Genomic DNA, 18,332 nt, shown 5'->3' with positions numbered 1-18,332 from the left:
GCTTGCATGAAATTAAGCCAATACTGCCATCCAGTAAATTCATATATACTCTTCATTTTACTACTTGGGAATATAGTAGTCCAACTATTACAAGTTAAAATTTTGACATTTTAATACGAATATATACTTAAGAAAATAGAAATAAAAATGATAATCATTTAACAGAGGGGAGAGAGTATTTATCAGATTATTAGCAAAACGTAGTGTTAAAGAAACTTAATCAACCTGATAGCAGCGACAGCTAGATTCACTACTGGGATAGATTTTTTCACTCAGAAGAATAGGTATAACTAAAGTAAAGTCAATGCAGTTTAATAAAACGCTCTCTGAGAGCATCAATAGATAAGTTTATAAGCGTCGTTTTTGCTTTTTATTTATTAAAATAAAAATTGTTCTTATGACTTCTATGAAACGGTCTAATTCTGACAAAAATTTTAGCCTTAATCTGCGTTTACCATCAAAAAAGGTAGCTAAAAGCGTAGCTAATAAAACAGCACCATCTAAAAAGATATTATATAGCATTGTCCATGCAATACCTGGACGCATTCGTTTTCGGATTCCTCTATTAGCCAAAGATCCTGAGTATGCTAATCAACTCAAATTGGTGATAGAATCCGACACTAAGGTTACAAATGTTCGTGCTAACCCGAAAGCTGCATCCATCGTCATCAATTATCAAGTAGGTGTAATTTCAGATAATCAAATGCGCGAGCATCTGGTCAGTCTAATTCAAACTGCCCAAAATGTGGTTTTGCCAAAAGAGGTAACGACCAAATCAATCATAGGGACTATCTTTGACGCTCTAATCAACTTAATTGATAGTACACGCAAAATCAACCAAGCACGTAATGTTATTGTGTATCGAAGGGTTAGAACAGACGTTTGGGAACGGATACTTTCTACCTCAAGAAGCATAATTAAGAGGCTAAAATCTGCCACCATGTTTATCTTGCCCAACAAGCGATGGCGATTGCGCGGCAATGACGAGGTGAAGTCCCAGCCTTTACAACTGCAACCTTTGAGGGAAGTTAAGGCTGTGTAGTTGCCAATACAGTGACCATTAATATTATTGATGGTTAAGAGTAAGTAGCCTTGAAATAACTGCGCTCCCTCAGAACCCATGAAAATCTCTCTTCCCTAGCCCCCAGTCCAAATGTCCCTATTACCAATCAAAAAAAAATGGGTACAGCTTATTTCGATGAACTTCTCAATGAAAATCATTGGGTTCAACCAATACATACTGCTGTTAAAGGAAGAGCTAGATATAAGGTAAATGGACTTTATCATTCAGAAGCTTTTAAAAGATACCTTGAATCGAGATTATTAGAGCAGAAAATAATCTTGCGAGCTAGTGCTAATAGTTACACAGGGAATGTGCTTGTTATTTTTACTCCAGATAAGAGTTTAAATGCGATCGCTCTCCTAATTCAAGACATCCTCTTAGATTATCGGCAAAAAAGCAGTAAATCACTTCCTTCTACCGCAGTCACTAAAGAAAATACTGCTTCCGTTAGGAGTAATAATCGAAACATATTTGATTCAGCCGTACTTCCTCAAATATCCATGCAGCGACAATTAAACCAAACAGGTAGTCAACTTATTCCGGTATTGGGGGCTGTTGGCGCTCTTGTATGCGTCACCGGACTGTTGTATGCATATAATCTTGACGAAGCCATTTTGCTCTTGATTCAGAAACTGCATACACCACTACGCGATCGCATCATGGTTAGTATCACTTTTCTTGGCGATCCACTAGTAATACTTTTATCTTCTTTAGGGCTGGCAATTAGTCCGTTATATTATAATCGTCGTCGGGAAGCAACTATCTTGGGTATAGCTGGAGTAGGCGCAACCTTGCTAAATTGTTTAATGAAACTATTATTTGGTAGAGCGCGTCCAGCACTGTGGAAACATATTATTAAAGTGGGTCAACACAGTTTCCCCAGCGGCCATGCAATGGTTTCAATAGTGATTTACGGTTTTATCGGCTATATTCTGGCAAAGCAATTTCCTGAATGGCGCTTTTGGATTTATGGCTTGACTATTGTTTTAATTGCTGCGATTGGTTTCAGTCGGCTTTATCTTGGAGTACATTGGCTAACTGATGTGACAGCTGGCTACGGGGCAGGTTTACTGTGGTTGATTGTCTGTATTCTTAGCTTGGAGGTTACTAGGAAGCAACTCTCAGAAGAAGCCCAAGTCAAGCTAAGTAGGTTGGCGTAAATAATTACGGTGCGGCTCTTTTGAAAATACGGTATCCTGAATTTACTTTTATGCACACAGTTTGGTTTTACTGTGCCGACTTTCTTAGAGGTAATTCAAAGTTTACTGGAACCCTGCGATCGCACAACTTATGAAGCCGTTGGTTGTTGCACGAATAGGGAAAATGGTAAACTATACCTATCAATGGATTTTGATGCACTAAGTTGTCTTGACGACAGTTAATTAGTCACCAACGACAAATAATCTAGTCACTGTAAAAGAAAAATGGACGTAACTGGATTCGAACCAGTGACCTCTACGATGTCAACGTAGCGCTCTAACCAACTGAGCTATACGTCCTTAACCACACAATTATTGATATTAGCATATACTTCTGCGATCGAGCAAGATAAATACCCAAATCAGGCGAACTGTATGATTTAACATCTTCCACCTGTAGCAAAAACAGGGTTTCTAGCATTGGTAATATTCTTTTCTTAGATGACCCTAGTGTATGATCGATAAGGTTATTCGGTTCTGGTGGGGAGCAGCTACCAGAGGTAACTCTTAAAGTTCGGTGCAAATCCGGCCCTTGGGAGCAACTGTGAACCAATTTGAGATTAAGGAACTAAGTAATCGAAAATCTCAAATTGAGTGAGTCAGGATGCCCGCCGAAATAGATTTATCAGTTCCCCATATCTGCGAGGTACAGATGACTACTACTGAAAATATTTCTCCAGCTAGCCCCTTGAATGTTGCTGACCATACTTTATTTGTTTGCAAAACTTGTGCTAGCGTTTGGCAAGATGGAAAACGCTTAGGTGAAAGTGGTGGTCAAAAACTTCTACACCAACTTCAGCAGCTTGCACAAGATTGGGAGTTACGAGATGAATTCCCAATCCAGGAAGTTGAATGCATGAGTGCTTGTAATCGTTCCTGTGTAGTTGCTTTTGCTGCCAAAGGAAAATTAACATATTTATTTGGTGATTTAGCCGTTGATGGTAGTGCATCTGCGGTACTAGAATGTGCTGCTCAATACTATGTAAAAGCTGATGGTTTATTACCTTGGTCAGAGCGTCCGGAAGCGCTGAAAAAAGGCATTTTGGCAAAAATTCCACCTTTATCTCAATGATGCGCGTTTTGATTCTGGGCGGGACGGGAGATGCCGCAGAACTAGCTGCCAGAGTGGCGAATCTCCAAGGGTTAGAAGCAATCACGTCTCTTGCTGGCCGCACCCGCGAACCATCTGTTCCGTTGGGCGATTTACGAGTTGGAGGCTTCGGTGGTGTGGCTGGATTGGCTAGCTATCTGCGAGTAATGCAAATCGACTTATTAATTGATGCAACCCATCCTTTTGCTACTCAGATTTCCTTTAATGCGGCAGATGCTGCAACCGAAGTCGGAGTACCCCGTTTGATGTTAATTCGTCCGCCTTGGGAAAAAGGAAGTAGCGATCGCTGGATTGAAGTTGACAGCGTTGAAGCAGCAGCGGCATCTCTGCCAAACCAGGCACAGCGGGTCTTTTTGACGGTTGGGAGGCAAGAACTCGCCGCTTTTGCTCGCCTAGAGAAAATTTGGTTTCTGATGCGGATGATTGACCCTCCTACCGATGATGCTTTAGTGCCGCCAGGGGTGGTATTGTGCGATCGCGGGCCCTTTACCCTCAATAATGAAAGACAAATCCTGATTCATAACAAGATTGATACCATAGTCAGTAAAAATAGCGGTGGCGATGCCACAAAGCCCAAGATTATTGCAGCGCAAGAACTGGGCGTGAAGATTGTTATGGTAAATCGTCCAGCCATACCGCCAGGGGAGCAGGTTACTGATGTTGATGGTGCTTTGGCATGGCTATTTGACAAGTTGCACTAATTGTGCAATGGCAGAAGCTACCGATCGGACAAGGAAAAACCGACTACCGCATCAATAGAGGCATCTGCTGTACCACTTCTATCTTGGTAGCGAACAGATTGAATTTATGCTTCTTGAATTATCCTTGCCCAAATAATACTACCTTTCCCAATTTTCGTATAATACACGGGAACCCTCTAGAAGATCCGCGATCGCCCTTGGTGTGCTAAAAGCGATCGCACTAACAACCTCTATGAAAAATCTAACAGTTGCTACTGCCACAGCCCTCATCACCACATTTGGATTAGTTTTCGGGACAATGCCAGCCGCCTCTGCTTTAAGTTGGAACTGGAATTATTCTGGTACTGGCATAGCTGCGAGTGGTACTTTCATCACTGATGACACCCCTAACGATTTGGGTTTTTACCTAATTACTGGAATTACTGGTACACGAAATGGTGAAACAATTACTGGTCTGCAAGCCGCCGAGACTCCAATACCGGGAAACGAACCTTTTGATGTTGACAATTTAATTAGTCTTAATACTCAGCAGTTAACAGGTGACGGTTTTGGGTATTCCACTTCGGCAGGAAACTATTCTAGTCCATTTTTCGCTAGTTTTTTACCGACACCAGGTTATTTAGAGGTTTTTTCTGCGCCGCCAATCATACCAGGTTTTGAAAATTTGGGATTGGAAGATAGTGAGTTACCCATTAGTTTTTCTGCAACCATAATCACTGTGCCTGAACCCAGCTCTATCCTTAGCTTACTCGTCGTCGGCACTCTCGGCGCACCTTCAGCACTCAAACGTAGCAAGCTATCCAAATTCACCCACAAGAAGCTCGAAAAAGTTTCCTAAAACCATCAATAAAAACTCACAATCACTCCTTCAAGAGAGTGAAGGAGTTCATTGCTCACCCTTACTACTGTTGCTCTTCTTCATAAAGGAAAAATTCCGCCAAAAGTGCTAAACCAATTAGCCAAAGAAAGCAGCAAACTAAAAACAAATATATTCCCATCATGGCTATGACCTCCAAAAAAGCCTCTGGTTGACCTAACTCGATAGGAATCCCATTTGATTTTTGTAAAGCCAAGCTGACTTAAAGTTTGCTAGATAAGGTTTTTGTTTTGACTATATTTAGCAAGACTCTAGTTGGATTCCTAATATTACCTTTTAGGGATTGAGATCGAAAGTTTTCTACTATGTTCCTACTATTTTAACTACTGCAATCATCTTTTTCGTAGCATCAAACTTTTTCATAAGGAAAATGAGGTGCGTACACTGTGATAAAAATTGCGATCTCTCTATAGGCTCTTTGAGACATACAGATTAGAGTAATATAGCAACGGTGGTATCATTGCATCCATATGATACCGTAATTTTGTCTAGATATAGAATAATATCGCCCTGCCAACGGTAGATTATTTCTACAAGGAGTTTGCTGCAATGTCCACAACACCAACTACTCGACTAATTTTGGAGACTTTACTCCCCCATCTCAAAGTAGCAGCAGCCTATGCCCATTTTCTTCAACCAAAAATTGCTGCACTTCCTGCCAAAGAGCAAGGAAACAACTTTTTTAGTGCTGCACTTACTGATGCAGATGTGGCTATTCAAAATCTGGTAGAAGTAGTTTTACTGGGAACTTTCCCAGATATTCGCTTTTATGGTGAAGAATATGAAAGTTCTAATAACACTAAATATTTTCGCGCTACCGAACTCGGTTCAGAAGGTGATTATTTAGTCACACTCGACCCGATTGATGGCACGAAGTTTTACATGGATGGACATTCTAATTACCAAATTATTCTGGGTATTCTAAATTCGGATGACTTTGAAGCAGTAATTGCCATTTCCCCTGCCCAAAACATTTATTTTTACGCCCTTCGAGGCGAAGGTGCTTTTAAAGGGACTCTGGAAATGGACTTAGAAGCCTGTGGCCCGTTAGACATAACATCCGCCAAACCTGCTATTTTGTTGGGATGGGGAATGAATTCGATTGCCCATTTACTAAAAGATCGATATCAAGTAATCGATATAGCGGCTGATTACTCTAGTGATATTCAAATTCCCAATCTCAATGGTATTCTAAGTGGCGACTTGAGTGGAGCAGTTGTCAAATCTGGCAAATTTCTCGATAGTGCTGCACTCGCTTTTATTGCGAAAGAGGCTGGCTGGATTGTGACTACTCTGGACGGTTCGACTTTACCGCCATTGCATACTTGTCAAAACTATAGTCTGCCTGGATTAATCGTAGCTGCCTCAAAATCTGTTCATCAACACCTGCTGTCAGCGATGGAAAGCCTAGTTGTTTGAGGGTTACAATATCGGGTACTGTTGTAATGTACTTTTGTTCGGGAAAGTTGTCGCATAATAAGGTTTTTGCATTTTGAAACTAGACTCGTAAGTAACTGGCTCACAAATGAAAATGTCCTCTCAACGACTCTGTTTAGAACCACTAGAACCATATCATGCCGAACTGCTTTTTGATGCATTACAGAGTACGAGTATATACAACTTTATTGAAGATGTGCCGCCACAAAGCGTTCAATCGCTTCGCGATCGCTACATGGTTTTGGCACGTCGTCAATCACCAGATGGAACCGAGATTTGGTTGAACTGGGCTGTCTACTCTCTTATAGAGAAATGCTACGTTGGATATGTTCAAGCAACAATTACTATAGATAATAGTGCAATACTTGGATATGTGCTTTTCCCTAATTTCTGGGGAAAAGGTTATGCGCTCGAAGCGTTGAAGTGGATGATGAATTATTTAGTTGAGACATACCAAAATCTTGATTTTCGCGCTGACGTTGATGTAGAAAATCACCGTTCTATTGCCTTACTACATAATCTGGGATTTGTCAGATCGGCATTTTTCCAAAATATTGAGTCTAACCAAGATGAATCCGACCACGAAGTACAGTACCGCAAACCCTAATAGATAATTAATTCAGATTCTTTTGACAAAATGAAAATCTGTATTGTTGGCGCGGGTGCAATTGGTGGATATTTAGGAGCAAAACTGGCACTGGCTGGTGAAGCAGTGACGCTGATTGCGCGTGGTTCTCATTTGGAGGCGATTCAAAAAAATGGGCTGAAGTTGCTGATGGCAGATGGTTCTAGCCAAATTGCTATTCCGTCTCTGGCAACTAACGATATTCAGTCAGCGGGGCCACAAGATATAGTAATTTTAACTGTGAAGGCTCACAGTCTACCTGCGATCGCACCTTTTCTCCCTTCACTCTACGATGCTCACACGATGGTGGTGACAGCCCAAAATGGCGTTCCTTGGTGGTATTTCCGTCGGCATGGTGATGAATATGAAGGTACGCGGATTCAATCTGTTGACCCAGATGGGATTATTGAAGCTAGTATCGGTGCTGAACGCGCTATCGGTTGCGTTGTTTACCCAGCAACTGAGATAGTTGAACCAGGTGTAATTAAGCATATTGAAGGCGATCGCTTTACTCTCGGTGAAATCGACGGCACTAAAACAGAACGCATCCAATTATTAGCACAAACTCTCAAACAGGCAGGATTCAAAGCCCCAATCCGCAATCAAATTCGCACGGAAATTTGGATCAAGTTGTGGGGAAATGTGGCATTTAATCCGATCAGTGCCCTGACTGGCGCTACTTTAGAGGATATTTGTCGCTATCCCCTCACCCGCGAACTAGCGCGGCAAATGATGACTGAAACTCAAGCGATCGCAGAAAACTTGGGTATAAAGTTTGGCATCACTTTGGAACAGCGAATTAATGGGGCAGAAAATGTTGGCGCTCATAAAACCTCAATGCTACAAGATATTGAAGCTGGACGCGCTACGGAGATAGACGCTATTGTAGGTGCGGTGGCAGAATTGGGAAAACTTACTCAAATTCCCACACCTTATATTGATGCTATTTATGCCAGCGTCAAGCTGCTAGAGGCGACTAAACTAAAGATTTGACAGCAATTCTCATAATGAGGATTGTTATCATTATGAAGATTTATACTAATTTATAATTCCTAATTAATACAGGCGAAAATTTGAGGTAATTAAATCAAGTTTAGATAAGAAAGCCTCTTAATACAGAGGCTTAAGTATGAATTCGTAGAACTCTTAACCAAATCTGACTTTTCACGTTATGTGGAAAAGTCCACGAAAAACCTAACCCCCTTCCCGATGCGGGAAGGGGGAAATTCAAAGTCTCTCTCCTTAAAGGAGAGAGATTTAGAGAGAGGTTTTCCAGATGCCGTGAAAAGTCAGTAACCAAATAGGTCAAAACCTGATACAGCCAAAGCTCCCGCTATAGCGGAAGCTGCCAAAGAAACAAAAGCTGTGTTAAACAACCACCAAGCAGCACCTGCGACAGTTTTTTTGGTTTCAACTGCTTGCTTTTGTGCTTGCTCTTTGATTGCACTGAGGCGTTTTTGAGTTTCTTGCTGGATGCGTTCGGCTTGGTGCAGTACGCTATCCCGTGTGCCTTCGATTTTGTCGATAATCTTGTTAGCTTGCGCTTCAGAAATATCTTCACGCGAACTGAGTACAGCAACTAGGGTATCACGGTCTACTGAAGATAGGCGATCGCGCAAAGCCTCAAATCCAGCTTGCGGATCGTCAAACACTTTAGCAAAATCTTGCTGTATACCTTGATAATTGAGTTCGGGACGATCTAGCGAGTTGAGGTAGTTGCGAACAGAGTCGAAAATACCATCAAGTGCCGATTGCACCTTTGACTGAATCTGCTGATATTGTTCGACAATCGAGTTACGCACAGAATCGATTTGATCCACAATGCGGTTAGCTTCTTCTTCTGAAATATCCTCACGTTGGGACAACAAAGCTACGAGTGTAGAACGGTCGAATTTAGAAACACGCTCACCTAAAGAAGACACACCAACACGGGGAGAAGACAACAACAATTGCAAATCGCGCTTGATACTATCCGGGTTGAGTTCTTCTTTATTAGTGTTACGCAGATAGTTTTCTAGATAAGCTTCAAATTCCTGCGCTTTTTGAGTAGCACGGTTTGCCAAGCGTTGCGGTGCTTTGACAATATTATTGATAGCTTGTTCTGTTGAGTCGATGGTGCGGTTTACTTGCTCCTCGCTCAAGTCTCCCCGTTGCGTCAGCAGCTTGACTAAAGTTTCTCTATCTACTTGTGAAAGCCGCTCTCTAAGTGCATCAGCGCCCTCTTTGGGGTCAGCCAATAATTTTTGCAAGTCTTGTTGAATACCTTCAGGGTTGAGTTCTTCCAGGTTGGTATTGCGGAGATATTCACTAATAGTACTCGTGGTTTTTTCGTACTGCTGTTTTGCTGTCTCGGCGGCTTTTTGCGGAGCTTGCAAAACGTTATCCCGGACTGTGAGCAACTGGTCGATGGTTTGGTTTACCTGTGACTCGCTCAAATCTTGCCGCTGACTCAATAATTGAACCAAAGTATCGCGGTCAAATTGTGATAATCTGACTCTTAAGGCGGAGACTCCGGCTTGTGGGTCTTCTAACAGTGTGACAAAATCGCGCTTAATACCTTCAGGATTGAGTTCTTCTTTATTGGTATTACGCAGATACTCTTCTACCTTTTGCCGCAACTCATCAGCTTTTGCTTTGGTTTGCTCTTGCAGTTCTTTTGCCTGACCTAAGACACGATCGCGAGTACGTTCAAATTGACCAACAATATTATTAGCTTCCTCTTCTGAGATATCTTCGCGGTCAGCTAGTAACTTCACCAAAGTATCGCGGTCAATTTCCGAAAATCTCTGACTTAAATCTTCAATGCCGCTTTCTGGGTCTTCTAGCAACTTCGTCAAGTCTCGCTCAATACCTTCTGGGTTGAGTTCTTCCTTCCCAGTTGAACGCAGATAATCTTCTAGACGGGTGCGAAGATTTTGTGATTTTTCGGTTGTATCTGCCTGCTTGACAGTTTTTAAAACTTCCGTGCGAATGCTTTCCATCTGCTCAGAAATTTCTTTGACTTTTGCTTCGCTGATATCTTCCCGTTGCTTGAGCAAGTTAGCAAAATACTCTAAGTTTAATTCCTCCAATTCCCGTCTGACATTTCCTGGATTAGCATTCGGGTCAAAGATGACTTCTTTAAATTCCTCTTGGATTGTGATGCGGTTAAAGTGCCAAGGGAAAGAACTCAAGATGTATTCTTCTATATCTGTCTTGACAGTATTATTTGGAAGTGTAGGTAATTTCTCAGCTACAGAACTACTAAGCTTACTTGCTTGCTGGGTTGCTTGGTCTTTAAGTTGTTGCAACTGTTGTGTAATTTTATCAACATCTACTTCCTGAACTTTCCCTGACAAGTTTTGTAGCTGTTGAGCAACTTTTTCTACATCTATTTGTGCAAAGTCAACCCGCTTCATCACCGCAGGTAAAGCCGCACCTAAGCCAACTTCAATAGCTTTCTTAACTATTCCATTGCCTTGCTTACCATTTCCACCTCCAACTGTTGCTAATTGCTGAATTTTTTCAACTAGTTTTTCAGGTTGCAATTCTTCTGGTGATGCTTGTTGAAGTAAATTAATTATTTGATCTGTGGGATTTGCCCCTTTCACAACTTGATTCCAAGCACCTTGCAATTGGTCTGCAATCCGATTAACATCTGACTTGGAAAAGTCTGTGCGAGAGCTAATTAAATCAACAAAAGTCTGGCGATTAACATTTTTTAGTAAGTTACTATCAGCAATTGATTGTAAGTCTCCTTCTTTGAGCAGCTTCTGAAATTGAGAGCCGATTTGTTTGGTATCCAGCTGCGGTAACTGTACACCGGATAAAGAACTTTGTAATGTATTTTTGATACTATCAGCATCAAAACCTGATGTGAGTTCCCGACGAACGGTGGCGGTGATTTCTTCAGCTGTAGAAACCATCTGACTTTTAGCAGCATTAGCACCCAAAGCCGCAGTTGCTGTACCCATGATTCCTTGCATACCACTTGTAACAGTGCTAACAACAGAACCAATCAAGGAGCCGACTGCACTCGAACCTAACCACATAATGACTGTGAAATAGGCAGACCAAATGACTACACCGATAATCGCTCCTAAGAGCGCACTATCAATTAAGCTGAGTTTCACCGCTAAAAAGCAAGCACCAAATAAGGCAATGGTTGCGGTAACAAGCGCCCAAAGACCGACCGCTGTTTCAACTTTGCGAATCGTTCCACCCAAGCTTTCAGATTCATCAGAACTTTCGTTACCGCCTAAAGCTGAAATTCCTACAGCTACCGAGAAGTTTGTTAATAGCAATTGAAAAGCAAATGCCATCAATATACCAGCAAGTAACGCCACCAAAAATTTCGGCCCAGAAAAAACAAGCGATGCTTGTTCTGGAGTTAAAACTTCCTGAGCCATTGTCATCGGTGCTAAACCAAACAGTGTAAAATCTGCAATTGTAAACATTCTATTTTCCTTGTTCGATCTCAATTAGACATTGCCACTTGCGAAAAAAAGAACTTAATCAGGACAATATCTCAAAGCCATCACGGATTGGAAGATGTCAGGATGGCTATGATATGTGAAAGATGCCAGTTTGCTGAGGAGAGTGCAGCAAGCGTCAGAAAAAACGTGCCGACAAGTTCGGCCAACGCAGACTTGGCGCTTTCTGATTTAAAGAAGTCTCTCCTGTGGCTAAATCAGTAGATTAAATCTAATTGGGGATCTCTACAACTCTTGCGAACCCATATAGAAAGCAAATACATTTGCTCGATCGCAAAAATGCCGAAAACCCTTGAAGAGATTCCAGACTCAGCCTAGAATTTCTGTGCTGTCTGACAAGCGATGAAGGCTAAAAGCAGTTTTCTTAAATACGGTCTTTGGGCAACTTATTACCAGTTGTTTCCTCAATAGTACGACCATCAGCATCAACATCTAACTCTTCACGTCGAATGGTATCTTCAACTTCAACGGTTTCTTTGTCTACAACTTTCTGCACTCTGACTTCTTCCCGTAAAAAAGCTTCTTTGTGGACATCAGCAACTTCTTGATAAATTTCCATCCGAGCTACTTCGCCCTCGCGGAAGTTAGCTGTTTGAGGCGACACAACTTCGCCTGCGTCTTGAGGAGTAACTCGCTCAATCACGACTCGCTCTCTTTCCACTGGAACAGAAACTCTTACAGTATCTGTTTCAACGTGCTTGCCAATTGTCACTTCTCCAGTTTTCCGGCGCTGTTTGTTGGCAACCAGCCTTTCTTCGTAGAGTTTGAAGGTTTGGTCTTCATGAGCGTTGACATCATACAGATCCGCGTCGTCTGCATATGTGTAGTTGTTGCGATCGTAAGTCGGAGCAGTACGACCATCTGTCGATGCTACCGCACCCGAACTTTCTACAGACGGTGTGCGATATCCTCCACGCACCCGTTCTTCATAGTCGTAATCAAGCGCTGTGTGTTCTTGATATTCAGGCAAATTTTCCGCTTGCTCTTTTGCGATCCCAACAGCATATACACGGTTTGCTCTAGAGTCAATACGCGATTTCCCTACTGGTAGTAATACTTTCTTACCAAAAATCCAAAAGCCTAAGTCAACAATTAAATAACGGAATGCTCCTTGGTCGTCTACTACAACATCATTTACTGTGCCAATCTTCTCATCAGTTCCCTGAACATATACATCCATTCCTTTGATGTCGTTACCTTGAATAGCATTCCGGTAGTCTGTATCAAATTCACTTATTTTTTGGAGCGGCATTATTCTGTTCCTTAAAAACGTGCTGTTTCTTTTTTATAATTTAGCACATTCAATTTAGATAAAATTTTTGGACAAGCTCTTTTAATTAATATTTTGTGACTATGTTCTAGCATTTTCGTGACTACTTTCTAGCCGGAAATGTCAGATGAAAACTCAGCTAAATTTATATGTAATCAGAAGTTTCAGCTAAGTAAATTTCTTAAAACCTTACATTTAAATCAAATATCTTGATATTTTGTTAGCGCTTATTGTTTGAGTTGAAACTCCGATCTCAGTCTAGAGAAAAAAAACTTACTCCAAGAGATTGATGATAAACTAATATGAAAATGCGTTAATCTTATCAAAGCCCTAATAAATTAAGCGATCGCTTCAATAGAGCCGCTCACTTAGTAATAATTAAAGGTAATGCTACTGAGAGTAAGCGTGCGGAAGCGATTCTCAAACGGCGAGGAATTGAGGATTTCATTATTGATGATGCCTCCGCAGGTAACAACCGACGAGTTCGTCAAACAGTGAGTTTTGATAACAACAGTGAAGAGTCTGCTGTTATCATTGTTGACTGCCGCCATGAAACTGTATAGAGTCAAAAGTTCATCGTTAAGGAAATAAAAAGCGTTAAAAATGTAATTATTAAAGCAACCGTTGCCAAAGTTGATAGCAACAAAGTCTAAACTTTAAAACTATTCTCATTGCAGAAAATTAGGAGAGAATTATGGAAACTGAATTAGAGCAACAGCAATACGTCGATGCTGCCTCCCAAAACCGGATAGAAGCACTTAAAGGTTCAGAGGCTACAAACTTGGCAATGTTACCGCCTGCCTCGGAAACTGAAGAACAATGGCAAAGAATTGGTAGACAGATTTCTACATTTTTGGCACAACTACCTGAGTACATAGGTAGGTTTTACCAAGAATACAAACTACCAATTATCAGCTTTGCTTTGCTTGTGATAACGGTTACGACACTGAGAATATTTCTCGCAGTACTGAACGCAATAAATGGTATTCCATTAGTTTCTCCAATTCTACAGTTCATTGGACTGGGTTACACAATTTGGTTTACTTTTCGCTATTTGCTTAAAGATTCTACTCGGCAAGAATTAGCAGGAGAAATTCGTTTGCTTAAAAAACAAATTCTAGGCAGACAAGAATCCCAGACTTAGAGCTAACTACAGTATAGCGGCGAATGAAAAACTTTGTTTTTCGCCATATATTGTGTTATTGAAATACTTGTGCTCAAGTAAAACTCGGCTTTTTACTCGATCGTTGTACAGATATATAGGGGTGTGCGTTAAACTAAGTCGCCCCATCACCAGTACGAGCGCTAATTAAAATGGCTCAAACCACTGCTAAGGGAAATCCAAATAATAAAATGCTCATATTTTTTGTGGAATTTATTATTAAACAAAAAACTGAGCGATGGCAGATGGCGGCAGATAGATAGATAAGTCCAATTAATAATGATGTAAACAACCTTATCTGATTTTTACAGCAAGCTTGGCGATAAAAAAACAACAATAAATAAGAGGGAAAAAATGCCTAGACTCGTAGGACAGCGCTCTAATACTGGAGCAAACATCACCGTTCTCATCATCCTTGTCGCCATTTTTGGGGTATTTATGGAATACTTTGGCGTTATAGATATTGTTCCCGGTTTTGGCAGAGAGGGACGATATTTTCAGCTAAAAATTCAGCCAACCAACGAACAAGTCACTAAATAACCCAATCAATAATAACTGCAAGGGATAGATAAATGCGTAAAGGTAGTGATGCGATCGATAAAGTAGTCGTCACCTCTGACAAGGGTCAAAAAATTCAGCGAATTCTAGATTTAATTTTTGATTGCAAACGCAATCAACTTTTGGGTTTCCTGGTTGAAGAGAAGGGACTGTTTCGGGATGCAAAAGTAATTCCCCTACAAGAGGTGCTAGCGATCGGGTTCGATGCGATCGTAGTTAAATCGAAAGAATCTGTTGTTAAAGCACATCGTGTGCCTGCAATTAAAGAGATTCTGCACCAGAATATCGTACTAAGAGGAACGAGAATTCTGACCACTGAGGGACTTTACCTTGGTGGATTGGTGGATTTGTTCTTTGATGAGCATAGTGGACTGGTGGAAGGATACGAAGTTTCTGGCGGTGTATTTGCCGATGCTTATTCGGGGCGATCGTTCGTTCCTGCTCCCGAAGCACTGACAATTGGTGACGATGTTGCCTTTGTACCTCCAGAAACTGCTCAGATGATGGAAGAACAGGTCGGTGGTATCCGGGGAGCCGTCCAAGCAACTGAAGACAGGTTGCAAGAATCGGCTCAAACGGCTAACCGCAGGCTACAGTCAGCCAGCCAGAATGCAGGTGAGCAACTGCAAAGCTCAGTAGAGAACATGAACCGCAGGCTACAGTCAGCCAGCCAGAATGCAGGTGAGCAACTGCAAAGCTCAGTAGAGAATGTGAACCGCAGGCTACAGTCAGCAAGCCAGAATGCAGGTGAGCAACTGCAAGCAGCAACTGATGCTACTAGCAGCAAACTGCAAGACCTGAATCGAGATGCAGCTGCCTCCCTGACAAACAATTTGGTTGACCCTGAAAAGCAAAAAGTATATGTGATTGGCAAGCATGTTGAGCGGGATGTGCTAACTCCAGACGGTAGTGTACTCCTACTACAGGGGCAGTCAGTCACGCTAGTCGATGCAGAAGCGGCCGAGCGCATAGGTATCCTCGATGAACTCTATCGAGCCACGGGTGGCAGTCTAACTGCCAATATCACCCGCAATTTGCAAGCAGCAACAGAATCTACTAGCAAACGAATCGGGAGTGCAACGATGAGCAGTGCTGCTAACCTACGTCACTCCGTTAATGGGCTGACAGCACAGGCGATCCAGCAGGTAAGAGGGCGCAGAGTCCTACAAACGGTGCGTGCTGAAGATGGCTTAATTATTGCGGCATCTGGGCAGATTGTAACTGAATCCGTCCTTGCTCGTGCCCAGACTTATGGCAAACAAGCAGAATTACTCAACGCTGCTGGTCTGGCTCTAGCAACCGCAGTTCGTTCTACCACAAGTGACACATGGTTAGAAACCAAAGTTCAACTGCGCCAGGGGGCAAGTGTCGCTCAAGAGAACCTCAACACTTTCTGGCAAGCCTTGAAACAGAAGGCAGAAATGCTACAAAGACGCAGCACACGGGCAATGAGGAAGCAACGAATTGAACTTGCACTGGGTCGTCCAGTTACCCGCGTCATTCTCGATCCAGAAGACAACGTGATTCTGAATGTGGGTGAATTGATTACGCATTCTGCTGTGCGTCAGGCTGAAGAAAGTGGAGTCCTAAATATCTTACTTAGTTCGGTCTATATTAAAGAACCAGAAATATCCGATCGAGAACTACGTGCCCAAGAACATGGAATGGCGGCCCTGTCGCATCACGATAATGGGCGATCGCAACTTGAAGGCAAATCAATCTCAGTCAACTAATGCCCGACTTTAATGCCTTTGGGCATTTTTTTCGTGTGTTGTGCTTTATCCGGTTCAATTGCTGCTGTGGTTATCGCATTTATTTGCGGTAACAGGCATCATCTAGAGTGCGCTTTTTGTCAAATTATTCAATTTTAGTTGAAATCAATACCTGTTAAGGTGTAGTTCCAGTGTGTTGAGCAACTTAGGCAAGTCCTTCTGAGAAACCTTACGTGTACCCGTCTCGACTGCATCAACCCAGGAAACGCTTTTTCCCATCGTTGTAGCGAAAAATGCCCTAGACCAGCCTTTTGCTTTTCTAGCTTCTCTGATCGCATTACCTGATAGAGGCTGGATATTGTTTGCACTTAGCTGATTTGAATCCATCAAGCGTGACTCTACTTCTACTGGTAGATGAAAACGCCATTTAGAATTCAGTATTTCACTCCAGTAACCTATAGGTCTTTTAGTGCTTTTGCTGCTTGTTAACCAAGCTGGGCCTGTTTCAAGTTCTGCTTGCCATCCTGCTTCTTTGACAACTTTCAAGTCAGTTTCAAAGTCATCAGCCATTTGCCGTCTCAGTTGTCTGTCTTGCTCTGCTGTTGATACTTTGTCTGCACTGTAAGCAATCTCCATCAAAGTCTTACCTATTACACAATCCTGGAATTCTGGCTGGATTTGGAAGGTTAGCCAAACTAATATTCTAGCCGCGCCAGCATTTTGTTTCCCAATGCTAAATAGTTTCTGTACGGTTTTCTTGGTAATAATTCCAGTGTGGTAGTGGTATTTAGATTTGTTGAGGAAGTATTTTGTCCATACTCCAGCTTGACCGATTACCTTTAAACCCACTAGCTTGTGATTGCCAGCTTTATCTGTTTGAAAATCTCGTATTATATTAACATCCCAAATCTTTAAATCAGCAACAGTAAAAGCTCCCACTTTACCCTGTTTAGGCCATGTGATACAGGCTAGTACCTGAGCAGGTTGCCGTAACAAGTGGTACAAAATACTCAATTTTTCATGCTTGCATAAGTCCCTGCGTTTAACAAGCCCTGTGTATTCAAGTAGTTGCCTATCATCTATGATAAAATTGCCTTGCCAAGGTTTATCTAGGCTAGCTACTAAGGCACAGTAAATCAGGTGAATTGCACACGCCCTGGGGTCAAATTGATCTATAACAACTAGAGCAGCCTCTTCGGCCAGAGTTTCTGGTTGTGGGGTTTCGGGATTATCTGTTACATAGTAAAAGATTTTTCCTTTTCCACTTTCAATTTCTTTTTCGTAGCTGAAAGTATTATTTACTCGATCTTTCCATGACAGATTCATTTTTTGAGATAAGACTTCCGCGACTCCATGCAAAACTAGCGACAATGCAGCAATACTAGTCTTACTGTCAGGAAATAAGGAAGCTTTTTTGAATTGTCGGGGTTTAGCTGGATACGGGTTATTTAACAGTAACTTTTGCCCATCTTTCTTAACTCTGTCTGGAAGAGGAATTTGCTTTGATAATTGGGCAGTCGGGTCTTCTACAATTTCTTCATCAAGAGCAACATTAGTTTTGTTTGGATTTGGATTACGGTAAATGGTAATTGCTATTACCTGCTGAAAAAGATGAAAAAGTTTACTCTGTAACGTTTTTGCTAACTGTTTCATCTCTCTAAAAATACGCTGCTCATGTGGGTAAAAATGGTAGACAATAACCGTGAAAACTGTTGGAATACAACTATTTTATAAGTTTTTAACTGGAATAATTTATTCTTATACCAATTCTTTCTGAAGCTGCATAGAATTCGATCCCCCCTAGCCCACGCCAGTCGCTCCACTTGGGGAGACCCCAAGACCGCGCTGGCTCCCCTTAAAAAGGGGGGAATTCAAAGTCCCCCAATTTATCGGGGGATTTAGGGGGATCAAGATATGTGCAACTTCACATTAAATTGGTATTAGCAAGTTCCTAATTACAACAGGGTAAGCGCAGCAATATTTATAGTTTTTGATACATAAGACTTAAAGCTCTATCTAAATATCAATCAACAGCTTTCAGGTTCTATCAGTTAGTTTTACTCTTCAAGTCATGATAACAATTCTCATTATGAGAATTGCTGAGATCCACGGTATGGACATTGCACAGTAGATGGACTCAATTTA

At 41.7% G+C, this 18,332-nt stretch carries 16 protein-coding genes and 1 tRNA gene; 12 read left to right on the top strand and 5 right to left on the bottom strand.

The window, feature by feature from the left end; genetic code table 11:
- Window positions 1-397: 397 nt before the first annotated feature.
- From V7L01_RS05840 to V7L01_RS05830, 3 genes are all read left to right on the top strand, one after another.
- A complete protein-coding gene (locus V7L01_RS05840; RefSeq protein WP_335032766.1) occupies window positions 398-1,042 on the top strand; it encodes an HMA2 domain-containing protein in 645 nt (214 codons plus the stop codon).
- 137 nt (window positions 1,043-1,179) lie between these two features.
- On the top strand, window positions 1,180-2,223 hold the full coding sequence (locus V7L01_RS05835; RefSeq protein WP_335032765.1) for a phosphatase PAP2 family protein: 1,044 nt from the start codon (window positions 1,180-1,182) through the stop codon (window positions 2,221-2,223).
- Between the two features lie 72 nt (window positions 2,224-2,295).
- Window positions 2,296-2,445: a hypothetical protein gene (locus tag V7L01_RS05830; RefSeq protein WP_335032764.1), complete on the top strand. Its 150-nt coding sequence runs from the start codon at window positions 2,296-2,298 to the stop codon at window positions 2,443-2,445.
- A gap of 43 nt (window positions 2,446-2,488) precedes the next feature.
- On the opposite strand, the gene V7L01_RS05825 is transcribed toward V7L01_RS05830, so the two are convergent.
- Window positions 2,489-2,562: transfer RNA gene (locus V7L01_RS05825), tRNA-Val, on the bottom strand.
- A 352-nt stretch (window positions 2,563-2,914) separates the two neighbouring features.
- On the opposite strand from V7L01_RS05825, the gene V7L01_RS05820 reads away from it, so the two are divergent.
- The 3 genes from V7L01_RS05820 (at window position 2,915) to V7L01_RS05810 (ending at window position 4,912) form a co-directional block, all read left to right on the top strand.
- Window positions 2,915-3,334: a DUF1636 family protein gene (locus V7L01_RS05820; RefSeq protein WP_335033175.1), complete on the top strand. Its 420-nt coding sequence runs from the start codon at window positions 2,915-2,917 to the stop codon at window positions 3,332-3,334.
- Window positions 3,334-4,074 (top strand): cobalt-precorrin-6A reductase, encoded by a 741-nt coding sequence (locus tag V7L01_RS05815; RefSeq protein ID WP_335033173.1) that lies wholly within the window; start codon window positions 3,334-3,336, stop codon window positions 4,072-4,074. Before V7L01_RS05820 ends, V7L01_RS05815 begins: the two co-directional genes overlap by 1 nt.
- Before the next feature lie 232 nt (window positions 4,075-4,306).
- Window positions 4,307-4,912 (top strand): PEP-CTERM sorting domain-containing protein, encoded by a 606-nt coding sequence (locus tag V7L01_RS05810; RefSeq protein ID WP_335032762.1) that lies wholly within the window; start codon window positions 4,307-4,309, stop codon window positions 4,910-4,912.
- Window positions 4,913-4,976: 64 nt separating this feature from the next.
- On the opposite strand, the gene V7L01_RS05805 is transcribed toward V7L01_RS05810, so the two are convergent.
- Window positions 4,977-5,147, bottom strand: coding sequence for a hypothetical protein (locus tag V7L01_RS05805; protein ID WP_335032760.1), 171 nt, complete (start codon window positions 5,145-5,147; stop codon window positions 4,977-4,979).
- A gap of 353 nt (window positions 5,148-5,500) precedes the next feature.
- Here V7L01_RS05805 and V7L01_RS05800 point away from each other — a divergent pair, with 353 nt between their 5' ends.
- The 3 genes from V7L01_RS05800 to V7L01_RS05790 all read left to right on the top strand — a co-directional run bounded on the left by V7L01_RS05800 (window position 5,501) and on the right by V7L01_RS05790 (window position 8,006).
- Window positions 5,501-6,370 (top strand): inositol monophosphatase family protein, encoded by an 870-nt coding sequence (locus tag V7L01_RS05800; RefSeq protein WP_335032758.1) that lies wholly within the window; start codon window positions 5,501-5,503, stop codon window positions 6,368-6,370.
- 106 nt (window positions 6,371-6,476) lie between these two features.
- Window positions 6,477-6,995, top strand: coding sequence for a GNAT family N-acetyltransferase (locus V7L01_RS05795; protein WP_335032756.1), 519 nt, complete (start codon window positions 6,477-6,479; stop codon window positions 6,993-6,995).
- A gap of 30 nt (window positions 6,996-7,025) precedes the next feature.
- A complete protein-coding gene (locus V7L01_RS05790) occupies window positions 7,026-8,006 on the top strand; it encodes a 2-dehydropantoate 2-reductase (RefSeq protein ID WP_335032754.1) in 981 nt (326 codons plus the stop codon).
- Between the two features lie 296 nt (window positions 8,007-8,302).
- Here the strand turns inward: V7L01_RS05790 and V7L01_RS05785 are convergent, their stop codons facing one another.
- Both V7L01_RS05785 and V7L01_RS05780 read right to left on the bottom strand, forming a co-directional pair.
- Window positions 8,303-11,449, bottom strand: a complete 3,147-nt coding sequence (locus V7L01_RS05785) for an MFS transporter (protein ID WP_335032752.1) — start codon at window positions 11,447-11,449, stop codon at window positions 8,303-8,305.
- A gap of 400 nt (window positions 11,450-11,849) precedes the next feature.
- On the bottom strand, window positions 11,850-12,737 hold the full coding sequence (locus V7L01_RS05780; protein WP_335032750.1) for a DUF2382 domain-containing protein: 888 nt from the start codon (window positions 12,735-12,737) through the stop codon (window positions 11,850-11,852).
- Window positions 12,738-13,449: 712 nt separating this feature from the next.
- Between V7L01_RS05780 and V7L01_RS05775 the strand changes: the two genes are divergently transcribed.
- From V7L01_RS05775 to V7L01_RS05765, 3 genes are all read left to right on the top strand, one after another.
- Entirely contained in the window at window positions 13,450-13,899 is a 450-nt protein-coding gene (locus V7L01_RS05775; RefSeq protein ID WP_335032748.1) for a CAAD domain-containing protein, read from the top strand.
- A gap of 372 nt (window positions 13,900-14,271) precedes the next feature.
- The gene (locus V7L01_RS05770) at window positions 14,272-14,457 is read left to right on the top strand and encodes a hypothetical protein (protein WP_298906380.1); all 186 of its coding nucleotides are present in this window, start codon (window positions 14,272-14,274) and stop codon (window positions 14,455-14,457) included.
- Window positions 14,458-14,489: 32 nt separating this feature from the next.
- Window positions 14,490-16,208, top strand: coding sequence for a PRC-barrel domain-containing protein (locus V7L01_RS05765; RefSeq protein ID WP_335032746.1), 1,719 nt, complete (start codon window positions 14,490-14,492; stop codon window positions 16,206-16,208).
- 144 nt (window positions 16,209-16,352) lie between these two features.
- On the opposite strand, the gene V7L01_RS05760 is transcribed toward V7L01_RS05765, so the two are convergent.
- Entirely contained in the window at window positions 16,353-17,840 is a 1,488-nt protein-coding gene (locus V7L01_RS05760; protein WP_335032744.1) for a helix-turn-helix domain-containing protein, read from the bottom strand.
- Between the last annotated feature and the right edge of the window lie 492 nt (window positions 17,841-18,332).

The organism is Nostoc sp., assembly GCF_036917095.1.
Lineage (GTDB): Bacteria > Cyanobacteriota > Cyanobacteriia > Cyanobacteriales > Nostocaceae > Nostoc.
The sequence above is the reverse complement of the archived record's forward strand: the minus strand, read 5'-3'. Positions and strand labels throughout refer to the sequence as shown.

Excerpts from the sequence above, each read along its gene's own strand:
- V7L01_RS05820 (WP_335033175.1), top strand. The coding sequence starts at position 2,915 with ATGACTACTACTGAAAATATTTCTCCAGCTAGCCCCTTGAATGTTGCT.
- V7L01_RS05780 (WP_335032750.1), bottom strand. The coding sequence starts at position 12,737 with ATGCCGCTCCAAAAAATAAGTGAATTTGATACAGACTACCGGAATGCT.
- V7L01_RS05840 (WP_335032766.1), top strand. The coding sequence starts at position 398 with ATGACTTCTATGAAACGGTCTAATTCTGACAAAAATTTTAGCCTTAAT.
- V7L01_RS05790 (WP_335032754.1), top strand. The coding sequence starts at position 7,026 with ATGAAAATCTGTATTGTTGGCGCGGGTGCAATTGGTGGATATTTAGGA.
- V7L01_RS05835 (WP_335032765.1), top strand. The coding sequence starts at position 1,180 with ATGGGTACAGCTTATTTCGATGAACTTCTCAATGAAAATCATTGGGTT.
- V7L01_RS05815 (WP_335033173.1), top strand. The coding sequence starts at position 3,334 with ATGCGCGTTTTGATTCTGGGCGGGACGGGAGATGCCGCAGAACTAGCT.
- V7L01_RS05785 (WP_335032752.1), bottom strand. The coding sequence starts at position 11,449 with ATGTTTACAATTGCAGATTTTACACTGTTTGGTTTAGCACCGATGACA.
- V7L01_RS05795 (WP_335032756.1), top strand. The coding sequence starts at position 6,477 with ATGAAAATGTCCTCTCAACGACTCTGTTTAGAACCACTAGAACCATAT.
- V7L01_RS05810 (WP_335032762.1), top strand. The coding sequence starts at position 4,307 with ATGAAAAATCTAACAGTTGCTACTGCCACAGCCCTCATCACCACATTT.
- V7L01_RS05770 (WP_298906380.1), top strand. The coding sequence starts at position 14,272 with ATGCCTAGACTCGTAGGACAGCGCTCTAATACTGGAGCAAACATCACC.
- V7L01_RS05775 (WP_335032748.1), top strand. The coding sequence starts at position 13,450 with ATGGAAACTGAATTAGAGCAACAGCAATACGTCGATGCTGCCTCCCAA.
- V7L01_RS05765 (WP_335032746.1), top strand. The coding sequence starts at position 14,490 with ATGCGTAAAGGTAGTGATGCGATCGATAAAGTAGTCGTCACCTCTGAC.
- V7L01_RS05760 (WP_335032744.1), bottom strand. The coding sequence starts at position 17,840 with ATGAAACAGTTAGCAAAAACGTTACAGAGTAAACTTTTTCATCTTTTT.
- V7L01_RS05800 (WP_335032758.1), top strand. The coding sequence starts at position 5,501 with ATGTCCACAACACCAACTACTCGACTAATTTTGGAGACTTTACTCCCC.